The organism is Pseudomonas helvetica (assembly GCF_039908645.1).
Classification (GTDB): Bacteria; Pseudomonadota; Gammaproteobacteria; order Pseudomonadales; family Pseudomonadaceae; genus Aquipseudomonas; species Aquipseudomonas helvetica.
On sequence record NZ_CP150917.1, the window covers coordinates 4410377 to 4428698 of the forward strand.

At 59.8% G+C, this 18322-nt stretch carries 16 protein-coding genes and 4 tRNA genes; 5 read left to right on the forward strand and 15 right to left on the reverse strand.

The genetic code is table 11. The features are described from left to right. Positions 1-56: 56 nt before the first annotated feature. The 4 genes from AABM55_RS20515 to AABM55_RS20530 form a co-directional block, all read right to left on the reverse strand. A tRNA-Gly gene (locus AABM55_RS20515) sits at positions 57-132 on the reverse strand. Positions 133-134: 2 nt separating this feature from the next. Next, positions 135-210, reverse strand: a tRNA-Glu gene (locus AABM55_RS20520). A gap of 104 nt (positions 211-314) precedes the next feature. After that, positions 315-390: transfer RNA gene (locus AABM55_RS20525), tRNA-Gly, on the reverse strand. Positions 391-392: 2 nt separating this feature from the next. After that, a tRNA-Glu gene (locus AABM55_RS20530) sits at positions 393-468 on the reverse strand. A gap of 370 nt (positions 469-838) precedes the next feature. Here AABM55_RS20530 and AABM55_RS20535 point away from each other — a divergent pair. Continuing rightward, positions 839-1597 carry a hypothetical protein gene (locus AABM55_RS20535; protein WP_054593391.1) on the forward strand — a complete coding sequence of 253 codons (759 nt, stop codon included), beginning with the start codon at positions 839-841 and terminating at the stop codon, positions 1595-1597. A 159-nt stretch (positions 1598-1756) separates the two neighbouring features. Here AABM55_RS20535 and AABM55_RS20540 read toward each other — a convergent pair whose 3' ends face one another. From AABM55_RS20540 to AABM55_RS20550, 3 genes are all read right to left on the reverse strand, one after another. After that, a complete protein-coding gene (locus tag AABM55_RS20540) occupies positions 1757-3724 on the reverse strand; it encodes a methyl-accepting chemotaxis protein (RefSeq protein WP_347927602.1) in 1968 nt (655 codons plus the stop codon). 131 nt (positions 3725-3855) lie between these two features. Continuing rightward, positions 3856-5262, reverse strand: a complete 1407-nt coding sequence (locus AABM55_RS20545) for a PLP-dependent aminotransferase family protein (RefSeq protein ID WP_347927604.1) — start codon at positions 5260-5262, stop codon at positions 3856-3858. A gap of 136 nt (positions 5263-5398) precedes the next feature. Then, positions 5399-6160, reverse strand: coding sequence for an SDR family oxidoreductase (locus tag AABM55_RS20550; RefSeq protein ID WP_347927606.1), 762 nt, complete (start codon positions 6158-6160; stop codon positions 5399-5401). Between the two features lie 232 nt (positions 6161-6392). Between AABM55_RS20550 and AABM55_RS20555 the strand changes: the two genes are divergently transcribed. Then, entirely contained in the window at positions 6393-7397 is a 1005-nt protein-coding gene (locus tag AABM55_RS20555; protein ID WP_103319089.1) for an NADP-dependent oxidoreductase, read from the forward strand. Positions 7398-7516: 119 nt separating this feature from the next. On the opposite strand, the gene pyrF is transcribed toward AABM55_RS20555, so the two are convergent. Continuing rightward, positions 7517-8215 carry an orotidine-5'-phosphate decarboxylase gene (gene pyrF, locus AABM55_RS20560; RefSeq protein WP_162491267.1) on the reverse strand — a complete coding sequence of 233 codons (699 nt, stop codon included), beginning with the start codon at positions 8213-8215 and terminating at the stop codon, positions 7517-7519. 306 nt (positions 8216-8521) lie between these two features. On the opposite strand from pyrF, the gene AABM55_RS20565 reads away from it, so the two are divergent. From AABM55_RS20565 to AABM55_RS20575, 3 genes are all read left to right on the forward strand, one after another. Then, entirely contained in the window at positions 8522-9286 is a 765-nt protein-coding gene (locus AABM55_RS20565) for a response regulator transcription factor (RefSeq protein ID WP_347927609.1), read from the forward strand. Next, positions 9286-10326: a HAMP domain-containing sensor histidine kinase gene (locus AABM55_RS20570; protein WP_054593398.1), complete on the forward strand. Its 1041-nt coding sequence runs from the start codon at positions 9286-9288 to the stop codon at positions 10324-10326. The genes AABM55_RS20565 and AABM55_RS20570 overlap by 1 nt, the downstream gene beginning before the upstream one ends. 111 nt (positions 10327-10437) lie before the next feature. Then, on the forward strand, positions 10438-11226 hold the full coding sequence (locus AABM55_RS20575; protein ID WP_347927611.1) for an EF-hand domain-containing protein: 789 nt from the start codon (positions 10438-10440) through the stop codon (positions 11224-11226). A 183-nt stretch (positions 11227-11409) separates the two neighbouring features. Here AABM55_RS20575 and AABM55_RS20580 read toward each other — a convergent pair whose 3' ends face one another. The 7 genes from AABM55_RS20580 to AABM55_RS20610 form a co-directional block, all read right to left on the reverse strand. Continuing rightward, on the reverse strand, positions 11410-12462 hold the full coding sequence (locus tag AABM55_RS20580) for an AI-2E family transporter (RefSeq protein WP_054593400.1): 1053 nt from the start codon (positions 12460-12462) through the stop codon (positions 11410-11412). Positions 12463-12533: 71 nt separating this feature from the next. Continuing rightward, the gene (locus tag AABM55_RS20585; protein ID WP_103319077.1) at positions 12534-13340 is read right to left on the reverse strand and encodes a DUF4892 domain-containing protein; all 807 of its coding nucleotides are present in this window, start codon (positions 13338-13340) and stop codon (positions 12534-12536) included. Positions 13341-13363: 23 nt separating this feature from the next. Further along, positions 13364-14023: a glutathione S-transferase family protein gene (locus tag AABM55_RS20590; protein WP_019692294.1), complete on the reverse strand. Its 660-nt coding sequence runs from the start codon at positions 14021-14023 to the stop codon at positions 13364-13366. Between the two features lie 50 nt (positions 14024-14073). After that, entirely contained in the window at positions 14074-14925 is an 852-nt protein-coding gene (locus AABM55_RS20595) for an alpha/beta hydrolase (protein ID WP_347927614.1), read from the reverse strand. Then, positions 14922-15728 carry an alpha/beta fold hydrolase gene (locus tag AABM55_RS20600; protein ID WP_054593403.1) on the reverse strand — a complete coding sequence of 269 codons (807 nt, stop codon included), beginning with the start codon at positions 15726-15728 and terminating at the stop codon, positions 14922-14924. The genes AABM55_RS20595 and AABM55_RS20600 overlap by 4 nt, the downstream gene beginning before the upstream one ends. Positions 15729-16029: 301 nt before the next feature. Continuing rightward, complete coding sequence (locus AABM55_RS20605; protein WP_054593404.1) at positions 16030-16473, reverse strand: hotdog fold thioesterase; 444 nt, start codon at positions 16471-16473, stop codon at positions 16030-16032. A 30-nt stretch (positions 16474-16503) separates the two neighbouring features. Next, a complete protein-coding gene (locus AABM55_RS20610; RefSeq protein ID WP_347927617.1) occupies positions 16504-18171 on the reverse strand; it encodes an AMP-binding protein in 1668 nt (555 codons plus the stop codon). Between the last annotated feature and the right edge of the window lie 151 nt (positions 18172-18322).

Genomic DNA, 18322 nt, shown 5'->3' on the forward strand with positions numbered 1-18322 from the left:
ATTTTTATAACGCGCACACAAAAACGCCGCTCAGTGAGCGGCGTTTTTGTTAAATATGGAGCGGGAAACGAGACTCGAACTCGCGACCCCGACCTTGGCAAGGTCGTGCTCTACCAACTGAGCTATTCCCGCAATGGCGTCCCCTAGGGGACTCGAACCCCTGTTACCGCCGTGAAAGGGCGGTGTCCTAGGCCACTAGACGAAGGGGACACGCTACCCGGAACACATGGTGTGTGTTTCGGTGTCCAGCCCCGCATCCGAAGACTTGGTTCTGGTTTCACTCAGCCCTGCCCGAAAGCAAAGCCGTTTAAAATTGGAGCGGGAAACGAGACTCGAACTCGCGACCCCGACCTTGGCAAGGTCGTGCTCTACCAACTGAGCTATTCCCGCATTGGCGTCCCCTAGGGGACTCGAACCCCTGTTACCGCCGTGAAAGGGCGGTGTCCTAGGCCACTAGACGAAGGGGACACACGTACAACATTCACTCCCTACCGCGTTTCGCTGTGTGCTTTCCGCTGTAAGTGGCGCGCATTCTATGGATGGATTGAGGGGTCGTCAACCCCCAACTATAAATTTATTTAAATCAATGACTTCGCCCCCCTTTAAGGGGCAATTCCGGGTTTTCGTCCGACCGGGGTTTGACGCCTATATTCTGTCACTCGCCAAGGCGCTATAGTCCTCTCCAGCAGATGATGGCAATGTGCACCCACCCACACATTGCCTATATAGACAGCGCAAAGGCTCGATCCAACTCGTCGCGCCACCCTATGCGCCCCCAGGCTTAGCCACTACACTCGCACGCAAACCCTATAAAGAGGTCTTCACGGTGACACCACTCATGATCACCCTGCTAGTAATAGTCGGGATCGCAATATTGATCGCCATTGGCTACATGAACCATGTGGTGGAAAACAATAAACTGGAAAAGGCCCGCACCAAGGTCGAACTCAATGATCGATTGCGCCGCTGTGGCGAAATCACCGAGACCTTCCCTGGCCAACTGATGACTCCGGCGCTCAAGCTGCTGCTGACGCGACTGGAACTCAACGTCTGCCAACGCCTGCTCAATCTGGATAAAACCAATTCGACGGCCAAAGCCCGCATCGAGGAACTGCGTGCACTGGTCGCACGAGGTGAATCGATTCCGGTCAACAACCCACCGGCACCGATCCAGACTGAAGCCAAGGCCAAGGACGTACGCTTTTTGCTTGAAGCCTTGCATGGCCAGATCACTCGCGCAGCACAGGACGGTTTCCTGCCAACCAACGAAGCCAAGCGCTGGATTCGTGAAGTTCGCCACATCCTGGTATTGCTGCACATCGAGTTCTTCAACAACCTCGGTCAACATGCGCTGCAGCAGGAACAACCTGGGCAAGCCCGCCTGGCGTTCGAACGTGGCGTGCAATACTTGCGCAAACAGCAAGACCCGCAGGTTTACAGCGAGCAGTTGCAGTACCTGGAAAAACTGTTGGCGCGCGCCAACTCCATGGTGCTGACCAACATTGCACCGGTGGAAGGCGAAGTTAACGAGTTGACCGAAGGCCTCAAGGACGTGGAAGCCGACGCAGACTGGAAGAAGAAAGCTATCTACGACTGATAGTGGTAACACCCGTGGCGAGGGAGCTTGCTCCCGCTGGGTCGCGAAGCGACCCTCCCCCTTCGCTCAGTTCAGTCAGACCGCAAGTACCGCTGTACAACTGCTGCACCCGAGCACGGACCGTGCTGACGGGAGCACAAGCTCCTTCGCCACACACGCTTACAATCTGAAATGCCCCACCATCCCCTTCAGCTCAACCCCCAATTGCGCCAGTTCGATACTCGACGTGGCATTGCCTTGCATGGCCACCGAGGATTGATCGGCACTGGCACGGATGCTGGTCACGCTGCGATTGATCTCTTCGGCAACCGAACTCTGTTGTTCGGCCGCTGCAGCGATCTGCTGGTTCATCTGCTGAATCAGCGAGACCGCCGCAGCGATACTGCCCAGCGCACTCTCGGTCTGTAGCGCATCACTGACGGCGAGCTTGACCAACTCACCGCTGCTCTGTATTTGCTGCACCGATGCCTGCGCAGCGGAACGCAAGGCACTCACCAGACGTTCGATTTCTTCTGTGGATTGCTGGGTACGCTTGGCCAGGGCCCGGACTTCATCGGCAACCACGGCAAAGCCCCTGCCCTGCTCACCCGCTCGCGCTGCCTCGATGGCCGCATTGAGTGCCAGCAGGTTGGTCTGCTCGGCGACGCTCTTGATCACGCTGAGGACAGTGCCAATGTTCTGGATTTCCGCACTGAGGCTTTCGATGCTGGAACTGGCCGACGTCGCCGAGTCAGCCAATTGCTCGATGCGCTGCATGCTCTGACGCACGACCTGCTGACCGGTTTCGACCTTGCCGTCTGCCGTCTGCGCTGCCAGTGCAGCTTCCTCGGCATTGCGCGCAACGTCATGCACGGTCGCGGTCATCTGATTCATCGCGGTGGCAACTTGCTCGGTCTCTTCTTTCTGGCTGCTGACTTCCAGGTTGGTCTGCTCGGTCACCGCCGAGAGCGATTGCGCGGAATTCGCAAGCTGCTCGATACCCGCCTGCAAGCCGCTGACAATGCTGCTCAACCCCGCGCCCATTTGCTGCATGGCCTGCATCAACTGGCCGATTTCATCACGCCGTGTCACCTGCACGGTCGCGCTCAGATCGCCCGCCGCAATTTTCTGGGCGACGAGAATCACACTGCGCAGTGGCGCAACGATCAAGCGAGTAATCACCCACGCGGCAATCAGCCCGACCAGCAACGCAAGCGCCGAAGACGCAATGATCAACACCGAATTCTTCTTCAGTTCTGCCTGCATCGACTGGTCCTCGGCCGCGTAAGCCTGGTCGACCCGCTGCACCACTTCGGCGGCGCGCTCATGCAACTGCTGATAGACCTTTTTCTCCTGACTCAGCAGTCCCGTGTACTCGGCAAGTTTTTCGCTGAAACTGGCGATATGCCCGGCCACTTCGTTGAGCACTGTCTGGTAGCCCGCATCCTTGACCGCGCCCTTCAATGCCTCAACCTGGGTCAATGCCTGGTCGGCCTGTTCAATCTTGCCTTGCTCGGCACTTTCATCACTGGCCTTGCGGCTTTGATCCAGGCGCACTCGCGCCTCATTCATGGCCTGCAACATCAGCCTCGATACCTGACTGACCTGATTGGCCTGCTCGATAAACTCAGCGCCCTCCTTGCCTTGCGTATCCTTGAGCGCATAAGCACCATCGTCGGCAAGGCCAGCTTGCAGCACATCAAGGTTATTGGCCACGCTGGACACCGACCAACTGGCCATTTCCAGCGCCAGTTCCTTGGACTGGGTCAGTTCGACGAATTCATCGAAGGCTTTGCGGTAAGCCCCCAGCGACTGCTCGACATCATTCATCACCGGAACGTTAGCTGCCGACTGAGCCTTGAGTTGCGTTGCGAGGGCGACCAACGCGTCAACACCCTTGTGCAAGGCATCGACGGTTTTCGGATCACTGTGCAAGGCGTATTCCTGCTCAAGCAAACGCACCTTGAGCAGGCCACTGTTGAGCGACGACATCTGCTTGAGCCCGTCGAAGCGCTGGCTGATGGTTTGCAAGGACCAGACGCCGATAGCGGCCACCACGGCCGTCAACATCAGGACCAGAATAAAACCGACACCCAGTTTTTTTGCCATACCGAGGTTGGCAAAACGTCCTTGCACGGCCGAAATCATTGCTCGTAACCCCCTTCCCATACTCAATGGCAACACGACCATTTTCTGTTGTTGCAGATTCGCAATGGGGTGCACCCAAGCACAAGCCTTTGGCGCCGCGATAATGGCAAAAAGCTACGCGTGAGTCGTTTTCAGAACGGTCGAAGTCGATCCGGTAAGGCGCACGCCTGAAAAAACGCCTGTGCCCGAGGATCGTTGGCATAAGCCACATTGATACGCAGCCAATCGATGGTCTCGCCACTGGGGCTGAAGGCCGTCCTGGAGGACAGCACGATACCGAATGAGTGAGCCAGCGTGCGCACCCATGCCGATTCGTGCTCTCGTGGTCGGGCCCAAATGTACAACCCGCCCGCAGGCTTGCCGAACACCTCCCAGTCGGCGTCTTCAAGCACCAGCAATGTCGCCGCCATATCCCGCTTCAATCGCTGACGCTGGCGCTGTACCAGTTTGCGGTAGGCGCCATTGGCCAACAGACTGCTCAGCACCGACTCGCAAAACCGCGAAGCTCCCAGGCTGGTAATCATCTTCATGTCTGCCAGGCGCGCAATGATTGCAGCGCTGGCCACGACATAACCGACCCGCAGCGAACTGCTGAGGGTTTTCGAAAAGCTGCCGACATAGACCACGCTCTGACCCGCGTCCATTGCCGCCAGGCGGGTGCCGGCACTGCCCTGGAAGTCAGCGTAGACGTCATCCTCGACGATGATTAACTCATGACGCTTGGCCAATTGCAGAATCCGTTGCGCAACGGCGGGTGCCAGGCTACTGCCGGTCGGATTGTGGAACAGGCTATTGATGAACAACGCACGGGGATTGTTCGCGCTCAACAAGGCCTCAAGCACTTCAATGTCCGGGCCGCGAGAGGTCCTTGGTACTTCCAGCAACCTGACACCATGCAACTTGAGCAGCTTGAACAGATTCGAATACCCCGGACTTTCGACCACCACGCAATCACCCGGCTTGAGCAGCGTCCGTACGATCAGATCAAGCCCGTGAGTAGCTCCCGTAGTGGTGAGAACCTGGTTCTCATCGACGGTAATACTCATCTGTTGCAAGCGTTTGAGGATCTGTTGGCGCAAGACCGGCAACCCGTATGAAGGGCTGTAGTTGAACAGTCCGGCCATGTCGGTACGCGAAACCTGGCGAATGGCATAACTGAGATCGTCGCTCTCGCGCCAGCTTTCGGGCAGACCACCACGCCCCAGCGGCAACATGCCCAACGGGTCGTCGACCAACCCGACACTGTTTGCGTCAGCCGCCATGGGGCCCGCTAGGTCAGCGCAACGATGGGTCGCACCCAAAGGCCCGGCAACGAAAAAACCCGAGCCATGACGCGATGCCAGCACGCCTTGGGCGACCATGCGCTCATACGCCTCGATGACACTGGACTGACTGAGCAGGTTTTCCCGGGCCAGTTGTCGAATGGACGGCAAACGCGTTCCGGGCTCAATGGCACTTTGGCGAATCCAGCCAGCGAGGGCATCAACAATTTGCTGCACGACGGGCACCAACGCCTGCCGATCGATTCTCAATTCCATGAGAGACCCACTCCAACTGTTTTTCTGGGGCCAGTTAAGCACAGGCGCTCGCATGAAGATGTGCGACAACGCCGCTAAAACACCCTCCTCTAACCCCTTGAAACACAATGTCCGGCGCGACGTCGCAGGCAAACCCTCAGAACGCCGTCACCCCGCCATCCACCGCCAGCGAGTGCCCGGTGGTGAACGCCGCCCCATCGCTGCACAGATACAACACCGCACTGGCAATTTCCTCGACCTTGCCGATACGTCCCACCGGGTGCATGGCGGCGGCAAAATCGGCTTTCTTCGGATCGGCTTCATAGGCACGACGGAACATGTCGGTGTCGATAACCGCCGGACAGACTGCATTCACGCGAATTTTCTTCTTCGCGTATTCGATGGCTGCCGATTTGGTCAGGCCGATGACAGCGTGCTTGGACGCCGCATAAATACTCATCTTCGGCGCCGCGCCAAGCCCGGCCACCGAAGCGGTATTGACGATCGCGCCGCCACCTTGCGCCAGCATCAGCGGCAGTTGGTACTTCATGCACAACCAGACGCCCTTGACGTTGACGCCCATGATCGCGTCGAACTCATCGAGCGTGCCTTCGGCAAGCTTGCCCTTTTCGATTTCGATCCCGGCATTGTTGAAGGCGTAGTCGAGGCGACCATAAGTGCTCACCGCCTTCGCCATCAGATTCTGTACATCGCTCTCCAGGGTCACGTTGCACTGCACGAAAACCGCTTCGCCACCGGCAGCCCGAATCAGCTCGGCGGTACCTTCGCCGCCAGCCACATCAAGGTCCGCGACCACCACTTTCAATCCCTCGGCAGCAAACGCCTGGGCGGTTGCGCGGCCAATACCGGCGGCAGCCCCTGTCACCAACGCAACCTTGCCGGAAAACGTCATGCTCATTGTTAGGTCCTCGAAAGATGTGGGTGATCTCGTTTTCGCAGTCTAAGCACCCTGCCCCGTCACGCGGCAGCACTATCAGAGGGCCGGTTGATTGCTTATGAGTTGCGGTGATGAAGATCCCCGCCCGACTATCACTCCTTTGGATCGGACTGTATTCGCTGCGTCAGCAAACCTTGCGACAACCGCCATGAGGGTCTATCAATCAGACTTCATTCAACCTTGAGTGCCCGCCATGACTGCCCAGATCAACCGTCAATTCCTGCTCGCCAAACGCCCGGTGGGAGCTGCGACCCGCGAGACCTTTACCTATCAACAAGTCCCTGTCGGCGAGCCTGCGGCGGGCCAGATCCTGGTCAAGAACGAGTACCTGTCGCTGGACCCGGCCATGCGTGGCTGGATGAACGAAGGCAAGTCCTACATCCCGCCTGTGGGCATCGGCGAAGTCATGCGCGCCCTCGGCGTGGGCAAGGTGATTGCCTCGAACAACCCGGGCTTTGCCGTGGGCGATTACGTCAACGGTGCGCTGGGCGTGCAGGATTACTTCCTTGGGGAGCCTCGAGGTTTCTATAAGGTCGATCCGAAACTGGCGCCATTGCCGCGTTATTTGTCAGCACTGGGCATGACCGGCATGACCGCTTACTTCGCGCTGCTCGACGTCGGCGCGCCGAAGGCCGGGGAGACCGTGGTGCTGTCGGGTGCAGCCGGCGCGGTAGGCAGCATTGCCGGGCAGATTGCCAAGATCAAAGGCTGCCGCGTGGTGGGCATCGCCGGCGGCGCGGACAAGTGCAAGTTCCTGATTGACGAGTTGGGCTTCGACGGCGCCATCGACTACAAGCACGAAGACGTGGTTGCCGGCCTCAAGCGCGAATGCCCGAAAGGCGTAGACGTGTATTTCGATAACGTCGGCGGAGATATTCTCGACGCCGTGCTCAGCCGCCTGAACATGAAGGCCCGCGTGGTGATCTGCGGCGCCATCAGCCAGTACAACAACAAGGAAGCGGTCAAAGGCCCGGCCAATTATCTATCGCTGCTGGTCAACCGTGCGCGGATGGAAGGCTTTGTGGTGATGGATTACGCCGCGCAGTTCGCTGCTGCGGGACAGGAAATGGCCGGGTGGATGGCCAAGGGGCAGCTCAAGAGCAAGGAAGACATCGTCGAAGGGCTGGAGACATTCCCGGAAACGCTGATGAAGCTGTTCAGCGGTGAGAATTTTGGGAAGCTGGTGTTGAAGGTGTAGCCCAATAGCATCGCGGGCAAGCCTTGCTCCTACAGGTCATCTGTCGGTCGCATCATCCGCGTACGACATCAATACTGTAGGAGCAAAGCTTGCCCGCGATTGGTTTTACCGGGCTGCGCTTAAGCCAGTTCAGCCACGACGTCGGCCAAGGCTTTCGCTGGATCGGCTGCCTGGCTGATCGGACGGCCAATCACCAGATAGTCAGAACCGGCATCCAGTGCCTGGCGCGGTGTCAGGATGCGACGCTGATCGTCCTGGGCACTGCCCGCCGGGCGGATCCCCGGCGTCACCAGTTGCAGCGACGGATGCGCCGCTTTCAACGCCGAGGCCTCGAGCGCCGAACACACCAGGCCATCCATCCCGGCTTTTTCTGCCAGTGCCGCCAGACGCAATACCTGCTCCTGTGGCTCGATGTCCAGGCCAATCCCGGCCAGATCCTCACGCTCCATGCTGGTCAGCACGGTCACGCCGATCAACAGTGGTTTTGGACCGCTGCGCTGGTCGAGTACCTCGCGACAGGCCGCCATCATGCGCAGGCCGCCGGAGCAATGCACGTTGACCATCCACACGCCCATTTCCGCAGCCGCCTTGACGGCCATCGCGGTGGTGTTCGGAATGTCATGGAATTTAAGGTCGAGAAACACCTCGAAGCCCTTGTCACGCAAGGTCCCGACGATTTCCGAAGCGCAGCTGGTGAACAGTTCCTTACCGACTTTGACCCGGCACAGTTTCGGGTCCAACTGGTCGGCCAGCTTCAGTGCGGCGTCACGGGTAGGGAAATCCAGGGCGACGATGATAGGAGTCTGGCAGGCGGACATGAGTGGGCTCTCAGGCAAGTCGAAATCGGCGCGCATTGTAGCGGAACGCGAGCCCGTCCGGGACCCGATGATCGGTAAATCATCTTCAACAGTGCCGGTTGGTGGATGATAAGCCCTGCACGCCTGGCAATTGTGTCGAAACAGATACACTCACGACACGCCCTCAACACCGCCCAAGGCTACCCTCGCCAACCGCAAGACTTCCTACAGCACTTCCCGCCTCACGGCCGGACGCCTTATGCTGAAGCCACAACCTCGCAGCCCATCTTTTGTGGTTGGCAGCCTCTCTGGCAGATGAACGTACGCATGCAAAATAGCCCTGCTCCTCTGAACGATGATCAAAAAGCCCCCGCAGCCGGCGAAGACAAACGCTGGAACACCCGCGCGCTGATCGTTGACGATGACGTTCCGATCCGCGAACTGCTGATCGACTACCTGGCCCGCTTCAACATCCACGCCAGCGGCGTTACCGACGGTGCCGCCATGCGCCTGGCGCTGCAAGCGGAGCATTACGACGTGGTGGTGCTGGACCTGATGCTGCCCGGCGAAGACGGTCTGTCGCTGTGCCGCTGGCTGCGCGCCGAATCGGACATCCCGATCCTGATGCTCACCGCCCGCTGCGAACCCACCGACCGCATCATCGGCCTGGAACTGGGGGCCGACGATTACATGGCCAAGCCGTTCGAGCCACGAGAGCTGGTCGCGCGGATTCAAACCATCCTGCGCCGCGTGCGCGATGACCGTGCCGAACAACGCGCCAACATTCGCTTCGACAACTGGCGCCTCAATAGCGTGCTGCGTCAGTTGATCTCCGTCGATGGCCTGGTGGTGCCGCTGTCGAACGCCGAATTCCGCTTGCTCTGGGTATTCATCGAACGCCCGCGACGAGTGCTCAGCCGCGAGCAATTACTGGATGCCGCTCGTGGACGCTCGATCGAAGCGTTCGATCGCAGTATCGATCTGCTGGTCTCGCGCCTGCGACAAAAGCTCGGTGACGATCCCAAATCACCCCAGTTGATCAAAACCGTTCGCGGCGAAGGTTACCTGTTCGACGCCCGAGACATCGGCTGATGCGTGCGCGCTTCGATACGCTGTTCGGCCGCCTGTTTGGCGTGTTGTTGCTGGCGATTATCCTGGCGCACCTTCTGGCGTTCTTCTGGTTTCACCATTACGGCCATCCCCCGCCCCCGCCACCGCCGGAGTTTTCCGCCGGGTTCAATGGGCAGCCGCCACCGCCCTTCAAACACAGACCACCGCGGCCCTGGTTTGGCGGCCCGATCGTACCGCTGACCTTTCAGCTCATCTCGTTGGTAATCGCCGCCTGGTACGGCGCAAAACTGCTGTCCCGGCCGATTCAACGCTTGAGCGCGGCCGCCGAGAGCCTCAGCGAAAACCTCGACAGCCCACCGCTTGATGAGTCCGGCCCCCGAGAATCACGGCAGGCGGCGCACACTTTCAACCTGATGCAGAAGCGTATCCGTGAGCAGGTGCAGCAGCGCTCGCGGATGCTCGGTGCCGTCTCCCATGACCTGCGTACGCCACTGTCGCGACTCAAATTGCGCCTGGAGCAGATCGACGACATCAAGCTGCAAGGGCAGATGCGGCAAGACCTCGACGACATGATTCGCATGCTCGATGCGACCCTCAGCTACCTGCACGAACAACGTACCAGCGAAGCCCTGCAGTGGATGGACGTGCAGGCGCTGATCGAATCACTCTGCGAAAACGCCCAGGATCAAGGCGCTGACGTGCAGGCCAGTGGGCACTGCGCACCGTTGCAGGTTCAACCGATGGCCCTGCGGTCGTGCATCAACAACTTGCTGGACAATGCCTTGCGGTACGCCGGCCAGGCTCTGATCACCCTTGAAGACAGCCGTGAACAGTTGATCATTCGAGTGATCGACCATGGCCCGGGGATCAACGCCGACAAACGCGAAGCCGTGTTCGAGCCGTTCTTTCGCCTGGAAGGTTCACGCAATCGCAACTCTGGCGGCATTGGACTGGGCATGACCATCGCCCGCGAAGCTGCTCAACGGCTGGGCGGAGCATTAAGCCTGGAAGAAACCCCAGGCGGCGGCCTGACTGCCGTGGTCTGCCTGCCACGGGTCTGAACAGACTCTGTGTGCTGATTCGTACAAATTCCACATACCCACGACAACTGCTCCCCCGAGGCTGCATGGGCCGGTGCCTTCACCGGTTTTATCCATCCAGGGAGTGAGCCCATGATCGGCAGCGTCAGCAGTAACTCCAGCTATACCAGCGCCACCAGTGCGGCCTATACCGCCCGACTCCAGCAGCGTCAGAAAGAGTTGTTTGCCAAGCTCGACACCAATGGCGACGGAACCGTTTCCAAGGATGAGCTGAACAGCGCCCTGGCGAAGAAAAGCGACAGCCGCGCACTGAACAGCCTGAGCCAGCAATTCAGCAGCCTGGACAGCGATAACAGTGGAGGTCTGAGCAGCCAGGAAATGGCCGCCATGACGCCATCGTCCTGCCAAGCCCATAATGATCAGCCGCCCAGCACCGAACTGGCCGACAGCATGCTCAGCCTTCTGGACAGCAACAGTAATGGCAGCATCAGCAGCGATGAGCTGAGCGCAGGCCTGACGAAAGCCGGCAGTACTGCCGACAGCAAGAGCCTGTTTGCGGCGCTGGACACGAACAACGACGGGAGCGTGAGCAAGGACGAGCTGGTTGCCGCCCTCACGCCGCCTCAGCCGCCACAACAACTGTCCAGCCAGTCCCTGTTTGGCCAGCTCGACACGAATGGTGATGGCAGCATCAGCAGCAGCGAACTGAGTAGCGCCCTGGCCGCAACCTCGTCCACCAGCAGCACCGACAATGGTGCGGCCCTGCTGAAGATGCTCGACACGGACAACAGCCAGAACAGCGGCGCCATCGATCAAGGCGCAGTAGCCGAGGCGCTGAGCAAATTGATCGTCAGCATGAACCAGCAGTACTCGCAGGCCAATACCCTGAACTCAAGCAAAAACCTGAGCGCCGCAGCCTGAGGCTATTGAACTCATAACCTGTGGCGAGGGAGCTTGCTCCCGCTGGACTGCGTAGCAGTCCCATTTTTAGGGCCGCTTCGCGCCCCAGCGGGACGGTGCGGCGTTCCGACAAGCTCCCTCGCCACAGGTTCAGTATTCGGCTTAACTGATCGGCATTAGGGCAGGCCCCCTCACCACAATTGATCAACGCTTTTCTTCAACCCGCCCCTGACTGTTACTCCAGTCGATCAACAGGCTGTACGCCACGGCCAACAAGGTCGGACCGATGAACAAGCCGATAAAGCCAAAGGCGATCAACCCGCCAAACACCCCAAGCAGCACGATCACCAACGGCAAGTTGCCGCCACGGCTGATCAGGTAGGGCTTGAGCACGTTATCGACGCCGCTGATGATAAACGTGCCCCAAATGCCGAGGAACACCGCCATACCGTACTCGCCCTTCCAGGCCAGCCAGGCAGTCGCCGGAATCCACACCAACGGCGGGCCCATGGGGATCAGACTGAGCAGGAAGGTGACGATACTCAGCACCAGTGCGCCCGGAATACCGGCAATCAGGAAGCCGATCAGCGCCAGGATCGCCTGGGCGGCGGCAGTGCCGATGACCCCGTTGACCACCCGCTGCACCGTTCCGGCGACCAGCTCGATGTAATAACCGGCACGCTCGCCGATCAGCCGTTCCAGCAGACGGTGAGCAAACATCGCCAACCGTGGGCCGTCGCGATAGAAAAAGAACACGAAAACGATGCTCAAGGTCAGCTCGAGAATCCCTCCGCCGATCTGCGCACTGCGCGCCAGCAACCAGTTGCCGACTTGTCCCAGATAGGGTTTGACCGCCAACAACAACGCCGCGCCTTGCTGATCAAGGCTGTTCCAGAGCCCAACCAGCCGCTCGCCAACCAGCGGAATCCCGGCCAGCCACACCGGGGCCGCCGGCAAGCCGTCAACCTGAACGTCCTTGATGAACACCGTGGCATCGCGTACATGATCGGCCAGGTTAAAACCGAGCCACACCAACGGCACCGCCACCAGCACCATCCAGCCCAGCGTCAGCAACGCCGCCGCGAGGGATTCGTGACCATTGAGCCAGCGAGTCAGCAAGCGCATCAGCGGCCAACTGGCGAACGCCAGCACCGCGCCCCAGAACAGCGCCGACCAAAAGGGCGCCATCACCCAGAAGCTGGCACCGAACAACACCAGGAGCAGGATCTGCACCAACAGGCGATCGTTATTGATCATGAAAAATCTCAAGCAAGGTCAATCAACAAAGAGTAGGCGAACGGCCAATGGCACGTTCGCCGAGGGAAAAACTATCGCAGGAACTCGATGTGCAGGCCAGTTGCCGGCACGTTGCCCAGTTCCATCCGCGCCGCACGTACGCCCTGCCCGACCAGCGCCTGACGCCAGGCTTCGGCGTTGGCTCCGGAAACACTGACGCGCAAAGTCGTATCGAGGTTCAAGCCGCGCGACAGCAACGTCAGCCAAATCGGTTGCGGCTCCCCCGTCAGCCGCGGCAGGTCCAGCACGCCGGTGTCCTTGAGCTGACGTAACAGGGTCGCCGAGGTCGGCAACAACTCGCCCAATGGCGTGCTGGCGTCGAATTGTTCGACATGCAGATAGGCTTTTCGATTGCCGCGAGTGATGCTGTAAAGCGCCAACAGCGAGTTGTCCTGCGGTGCCGCGAGTCGCAGCAGCAGATAAGCCTGTTGATCGTCGGCGCCATAGAGTTTGGCGTTGCCGAACACTTGATTGGCCCACAGGCTGCTTTCGCCGCAATCGCGGGCCTGGCACCAGAACAACAGCTCGGCCCCCTGCTTCTGCAAGGCTTCGCGAGCTAGGGTGAAGGCCTCGGTGGACGAATGCTCGGGCGGCAATTCGTAGGTCACCGAGGTTACTTTTCCGCGGGCACTGACCTGGCCATCAAAACGTAGCTGGCCGCTGATTTTGCGGATCGAGCCCATGGGGTAGATCCGTTCAAGCTCGGCAGCCGGGCGATAGTCGACGATCTGCGCATCGGCCAGACGCGGCACCAGCGGCAAATCGTGACTTCCCGGTACATCGGCGGCAAACACCAGCGAACTGAAACACCCCAGCCCCAACAAACAGATCAAGCGCATGCTGTTCAACCTTGAAGGTACTCTCATCGGATCAGCATGGCCTGAGCGCCTTTGACGACATTCGCGTCGTCGTTACGCGGCGGAATCTGCAAGCCACGCTGCACCGCCGGGCGAGCTTCCATCGCCGCCATCCAGCGTTGCAAGGCGGGTAAACCGTCTACCGAAACGCCAGACCACTCATGACCACGGACCCACGGATAAGTGGCGATGTCGGCAATGCTGTAGTCATCGGCCAGGTACTCGACAGTTTCCAGGCGCGTGTTCAGCACTTCATACAAACGCCGGGTTTCATGCTGATAGCGGTCGATGGCGCCCTGAAGCTTTTCCGGGAAATAACGGAAAAACACGTTGGCCTGCCCCTGCATCGGGCCAATCCCGCCCATCTGGAACATCAGCCACTGGATCACCACCGAACGTCCTTTCGGATCCTTGGGCAGCAGTTTTCCGCTCAGTTCAGCCAGGTAGATGAGAATCGCGCCGGACTCGAACACGGCGAAATCACCGTTGTCCCGGTCGACAATCGCCGGAATCCGGCCATTGGGATTGATCTTGAGAAACGCTGGAGCCTTTTGTTCCTTTTTGTCGAAACTCAAGACATGCACCGTATAGGGCATGCCGAGTTCCTCGAGCACGATAGAGACCTTGTGGCCATTCGGGGTCGCAGCGGTGTAGAGATCTATCATGGTTGTCTCCCATTTCAACCCGCCCAGCCTCGACAGTTGCCCGCTGCAAGTCAAGGAACGGCGAAGAACCGATTGAAACAGTCTGCAACAAGGGCGGCGCCGAGCTCGTCATTCAGGTGCACATGATGGCCGCCAGGCAGCTGTTCACGGCTAAAGGGTAGACGCTCCAGCAATTCCTGATGTTTGGCGAGCATGCCGTCAGCAGCGACCACCAGTTGCGCAGGACAACTGACTCGCTGAACGAAGGACATCGCCTGTTCATCGGTCAGGCGCAGTGGCGATGCCAGCGTCAGGCGACTGTCAGTGCGCCAGGTGTAGCCGCCCGGCACCGGCATCAAACCCCGCTGAGCGAGTAATTCGGCAGCTTCCCGACTGACCGCGACCAGGCCTTTCATGCGGGCTTCGATGGCGCGATCCAGGGTGTGGTAGACCGGTTTGCGCTTTTCTTGCAGATCCAGCTGCGCTTGCAGGGCCATGCCCATGCGTTCGGCGGCGTTGTCGTGAGCGGCGGTGGGCGGAATCACCCCGTCGATCAGCGCCAGATGCGTCACGCGCTCTGGCAAGGCACCGGCGAGTACCACCGAAACGATTGCGCCCAAGGAATGGCCCAGCAGCGCAAACCGCTTCCAGCCCAACTGTTCGGCGACTCGCAACACGTCGTGAGCATAATCCCACAGCGCATAACCGGCACCCAATGGCCGATGCCCGGAATGCCCGTGGCCGGCCATGTCCAGCGCGACAATGCGCAGCCCTTCAAGCTTCGGCGCCAGGCGCGAAAAGCTGTTGGCGTTGTCGAGCCAACCGTGCAAGGCAATCACCGGCAGACCGTCTTCCGGGCCGAACAGGTGCGCGGCCAACTCGATGTGCGGCAGGCTCAGGCGGACTTCTTCGACGCTGCTCATGCGCAACTCCGCTCGTTGCGCCCTTCCCACCGGCTGAACAGGTTTTTCAGCAACGTCGCGGTGTCTTGCGGGCGCTCAAGGGGAAACATGTGGCCACCGGGCATGGTCAGCGACTCACCTTGCGGCATACGGCCGACGAAGCTGGCGTGATGGCGCATGACCACCCGGCTCTGCCGGCCACGAACCACCGCCAGCGGTACTTTCAACTGGCGAGGACGACCTGGACTGGTGTGCGGAACGCCACGATAGATGCTGATCTCGGTGGCCGGATCAAAGCGCAAACGCAGGCGATCACCAACCTGGTGCAGGCCGTGTTGCAAATACGCATCGAGGCAGTCCGGATCGAAACCGCGGAACAGGGTTTTACCGGCGAAATAGCTGCGCGCCGATTCCAGATCGGCGAACTCCTCGCGACGCCCCAATGTGCGGCCTGCCGGGGTCAAGCGGTCGATAAAGCCAAAACGCTTGGCGGCGCGGATAACCCATTGATCGGGGCGGGTCAGCACCGGTGAATCCAGCATCACCACGCCACGATACAGCTCTGGGCAACGTAAGGCCGCGTGCAGGTGCAAGACGCCACCAAAGGAATGGCCAACGCCCCACACCGGCTCGGGTTGCTGTTTCAGATGATGGATCAGCTCGTCCACCAGGTTGTGCCAGTTATCGTCGGCCGGGAACCGCGGGTCATGGGCGTGCTGCTGCAGATGCGCGACTTGGTACTCCGGCGCCAGCGCGGCAAACAACTTGCCGTAGGTGCCTGAAGGAAAGCCATTGGCATGGGCGAAAAAAATCTGCTGCGACATAACGGCGCGTCCATAAACGAAATCAGGTGTTGATTGTCCGTAAGACGCAAGCCCACAGCAATGACCGTAACTGCCAGGAATGATGACAGTCAGGCCAAGGCTATGGGCAATTCAGCCCCGTGCGAGCTGTTGTGGCGAGGGAGCTTGCTCCCGCTGGGGTGCGCAGCGGCCCCAAAACCTGTGCTCGCATATCGACAGACACTCCGCGTCAATCAGGTTTACGACGGCTGCGCCGCCGAGCGGGAGCAAGCTCCCTCGCCACAGTAAACCCTCTCATCACCGAGTCTTACTCGCTCAAAAATCAACGAGCCGGTGGTGTTTCACCCAGCGGCACCACCGCCATGGTCAACCGCGACACACAGCTGGCCTTGCCTTCATCGCTGCTCAAGCGAATATCCCAGACGTGCGTGGTGCGGCCGATATGAATCGGTTTGGCCACCGCCGTTACCCGACCGCTGCGCAAGCCGCGCAAGTGGTTGGCGTTGATTTCCAGGCCCACGCAATAGAATTTGCTGGCGTCGATGCACAGGAAGCTGGCCGCGGAACCGACGGTTTCGGCCAGTACCACCGAGGCGCCGCCATGCAGCAAACCGTAGGGCTGGTGGGTGCGATGGTCGATGACCATGCTGGCGGTCAGCGACTCGTCATCAAACGCCTCGAAGCGTATATCCAGCACTTCGCCGATGGTGTTTTTCTGAATCGAGTTCAGCTGTTCAATGTTGGGAGCGGTACGCCACAGAGTCATCGCTGCATCCTTCGTTGGTTTTATTTCAGGTCAATCCTGCCACAGCACGGCTTCGCTGCGCGCACTCCATTCTTCAAACCGTGCGCCATACACGGCCTCGATCACGTTGCGCTTGATCTTCAAGGTTGGCGTGAGAAAGCCGTTTTCCACTGCCCAACTGTCCTTGACCACCACCAGTTGACGCAGGCGTTCGTGTTTATCAAGGGCACCGTTAACCTCGTCGAGCAAGCTTTCCAGGCTCGACTGCAAGGCATTGCGCGCCACGCTGGCGGCGTCCTGCAAACCCACAGCCGAGAGCACGCACAACCCAAGTGGCGCACTCAGGCCATCACCGACCACACACACCTGTTCGATACGTGAATGCACCGCCAGACGGTTTTCGATCGGCGCCGGTGCGACGTATTTGCCCTTGCTGGTCTTGAAGATTTCCTTGAGCCGCCCGGTCAGGCGCAAGTTGCCTTCGGCGTCTTGCTCGCCCTTGTCACCGGTGCGCAGAAAGCCGTCCCTGGTGATCGTCTCGGCGGTTTTCTGCGGCTCCTTGAAATAGCCGAGCATGGTCGCACCACTGCGCACCAGCACCTCGCCCGAATCCTCGATCCGCACCTCCACCTCCGGGCACGGCTTGCCGATCCAGCCAGGCTTGTTCCGGCCCGGCAGGCAAATATGCGAATAGCCGCAATTTTCGGTCATGCCGTAGACCTCAAGCACCTCCAGCCCAAGGCGCTGGTACCAGTGCAGCAAGGCTTGCGGCACTGGCGCGGCGCCCGACAAGGCTATACGCAAGGCATCCAGCCCCAGACCTGCAAGCACCTTGTGCCCGACCCGCTTGCCGATGATCGGCAAGCCAAGGAGAAAATCCAGGCGTTTTGCCGGAATCTTGCTGTACACGCCCATCTGGAATTTGCTCCAGATGCGCGGCACGCCGAACAGCGCCGTAGGCCGCGCGCGCTGCAAATCAGTGAGAAACGTATCGAGGCTTTCAGCAAAAAATACCGTTTGCCCGGTATAGATCGACGCCAGCTCGACAAACATCCGTTCGGCGACGTGGCACAGCGGCAGGTACGACAGCAACCGGTCCGACTCATTGAGGCCAAACAACTGCGTACCGTGAGTCGTGGCGAAGCCCAAGTTGCCGAAGCTGTGCATCACGCCTTTGGGCAAGCCGGTGGTGCCGGAGGTGTAGATGATGGTCGCCAACTGGTTGGCGTCGGGCATTGGGTCGTCCTGTATCGGTGAGCTGCGCTGCAGGTCGGCCCAACTGAAATCAAAGTCACCCGCTGGACACAACGGCAGGCTGATGGTCGGCAGATCGGCGCTGACGCCTCTGGACATGCCCGGCCAATCGTCCAGTTTGCCGATGAACGCCAGCACAGCCTCCGAGTGTTCGAGCACTTGGGCTACCGAATCGGCAGTGAGGTTGGGGTACAACGGAACGGAGACATGCCCGGCCATCCAGATCGCCAGGTCGGCAATGATCCAGTGCGCACAGTTTTTCGAGATCAGCGCAATGTGGCTGCCTTGAGGCAACTCCCGGGCGCGTAGCCAGTGAGCGGCGCACCGCGCCTGATGGCCGACGTCGGCCCAGGTCAGCGTCTCGACCTGACCACCGCCCATCGGCTGTACCAGAAAGCACTGGCGGGGATGGCGAGCTTCACGCTCGTAGAACACTTGCAGCGGCAAACGAAAAGCGGCGGACATGCGATGCGCTCCTTTTTGTTCGATGTGGCGGCAAGCGTAGTCCAACCAAGCAGTTGCTTGGTTGGCTATTTCATACAAAAAATCAGGAGCGATTCCTTACCTGTGGGAGCGTGGCTTGCCCGCGATGCAGGCGCCGCGGTGCATCAGGTAT

Bases quoted from the DNA above. Each gene is read 5' to 3' on its own strand.
- AABM55_RS20575 (WP_347927611.1), top strand. From the start codon at position 10,438: ATGATCGGCAGCGTCAGCAGTAACTCCAGCTATACCAGCGCCACCAGT.
- AABM55_RS20580 (WP_054593400.1), bottom strand. From the start codon at position 12,462: ATGATCAATAACGATCGCCTGTTGGTGCAGATCCTGCTCCTGGTGTTG.
- AABM55_RS20585 (WP_103319077.1), bottom strand. From the start codon at position 13,340: ATGCGCTTGATCTGTTTGTTGGGGCTGGGGTGTTTCAGTTCGCTGGTG.
- AABM55_RS20595 (WP_347927614.1), bottom strand. From the start codon at position 14,925: ATGAGCAGCGTCGAAGAAGTCCGCCTGAGCCTGCCGCACATCGAGTTG.
- AABM55_RS20545 (WP_347927604.1), bottom strand. From the start codon at position 5,262: ATGGAATTGAGAATCGATCGGCAGGCGTTGGTGCCCGTCGTGCAGCAA.
- AABM55_RS20570 (WP_054593398.1), top strand. From the start codon at position 9,286: ATGCGTGCGCGCTTCGATACGCTGTTCGGCCGCCTGTTTGGCGTGTTG.
- AABM55_RS20555 (WP_103319089.1), top strand. From the start codon at position 6,393: ATGACTGCCCAGATCAACCGTCAATTCCTGCTCGCCAAACGCCCGGTG.
- AABM55_RS20605 (WP_054593404.1), bottom strand. From the start codon at position 16,473: ATGACTCTGTGGCGTACCGCTCCCAACATTGAACAGCTGAACTCGATT.
- AABM55_RS20565 (WP_347927609.1), top strand. From the start codon at position 8,522: ATGCAAAATAGCCCTGCTCCTCTGAACGATGATCAAAAAGCCCCCGCA.
- AABM55_RS20600 (WP_054593403.1), bottom strand. From the start codon at position 15,728: ATGTCGCAGCAGATTTTTTTCGCCCATGCCAATGGCTTTCCTTCAGGC.
- pyrF (WP_162491267.1), bottom strand. From the start codon at position 8,215: ATGTCCGCCTGCCAGACTCCTATCATCGTCGCCCTGGATTTCCCTACC.
- AABM55_RS20540 (WP_347927602.1), bottom strand. From the start codon at position 3,724: ATGATTTCGGCCGTGCAAGGACGTTTTGCCAACCTCGGTATGGCAAAA.
- AABM55_RS20610 (WP_347927617.1), bottom strand. From the start codon at position 18,171: ATGTCCGCCGCTTTTCGTTTGCCGCTGCAAGTGTTCTACGAGCGTGAA.
- AABM55_RS20590 (WP_019692294.1), bottom strand. From the start codon at position 14,023: ATGATAGATCTCTACACCGCTGCGACCCCGAATGGCCACAAGGTCTCT.
- AABM55_RS20535 (WP_054593391.1), top strand. From the start codon at position 839: ATGATCACCCTGCTAGTAATAGTCGGGATCGCAATATTGATCGCCATT.
- AABM55_RS20550 (WP_347927606.1), bottom strand. From the start codon at position 6,160: ATGAGCATGACGTTTTCCGGCAAGGTTGCGTTGGTGACAGGGGCTGCC.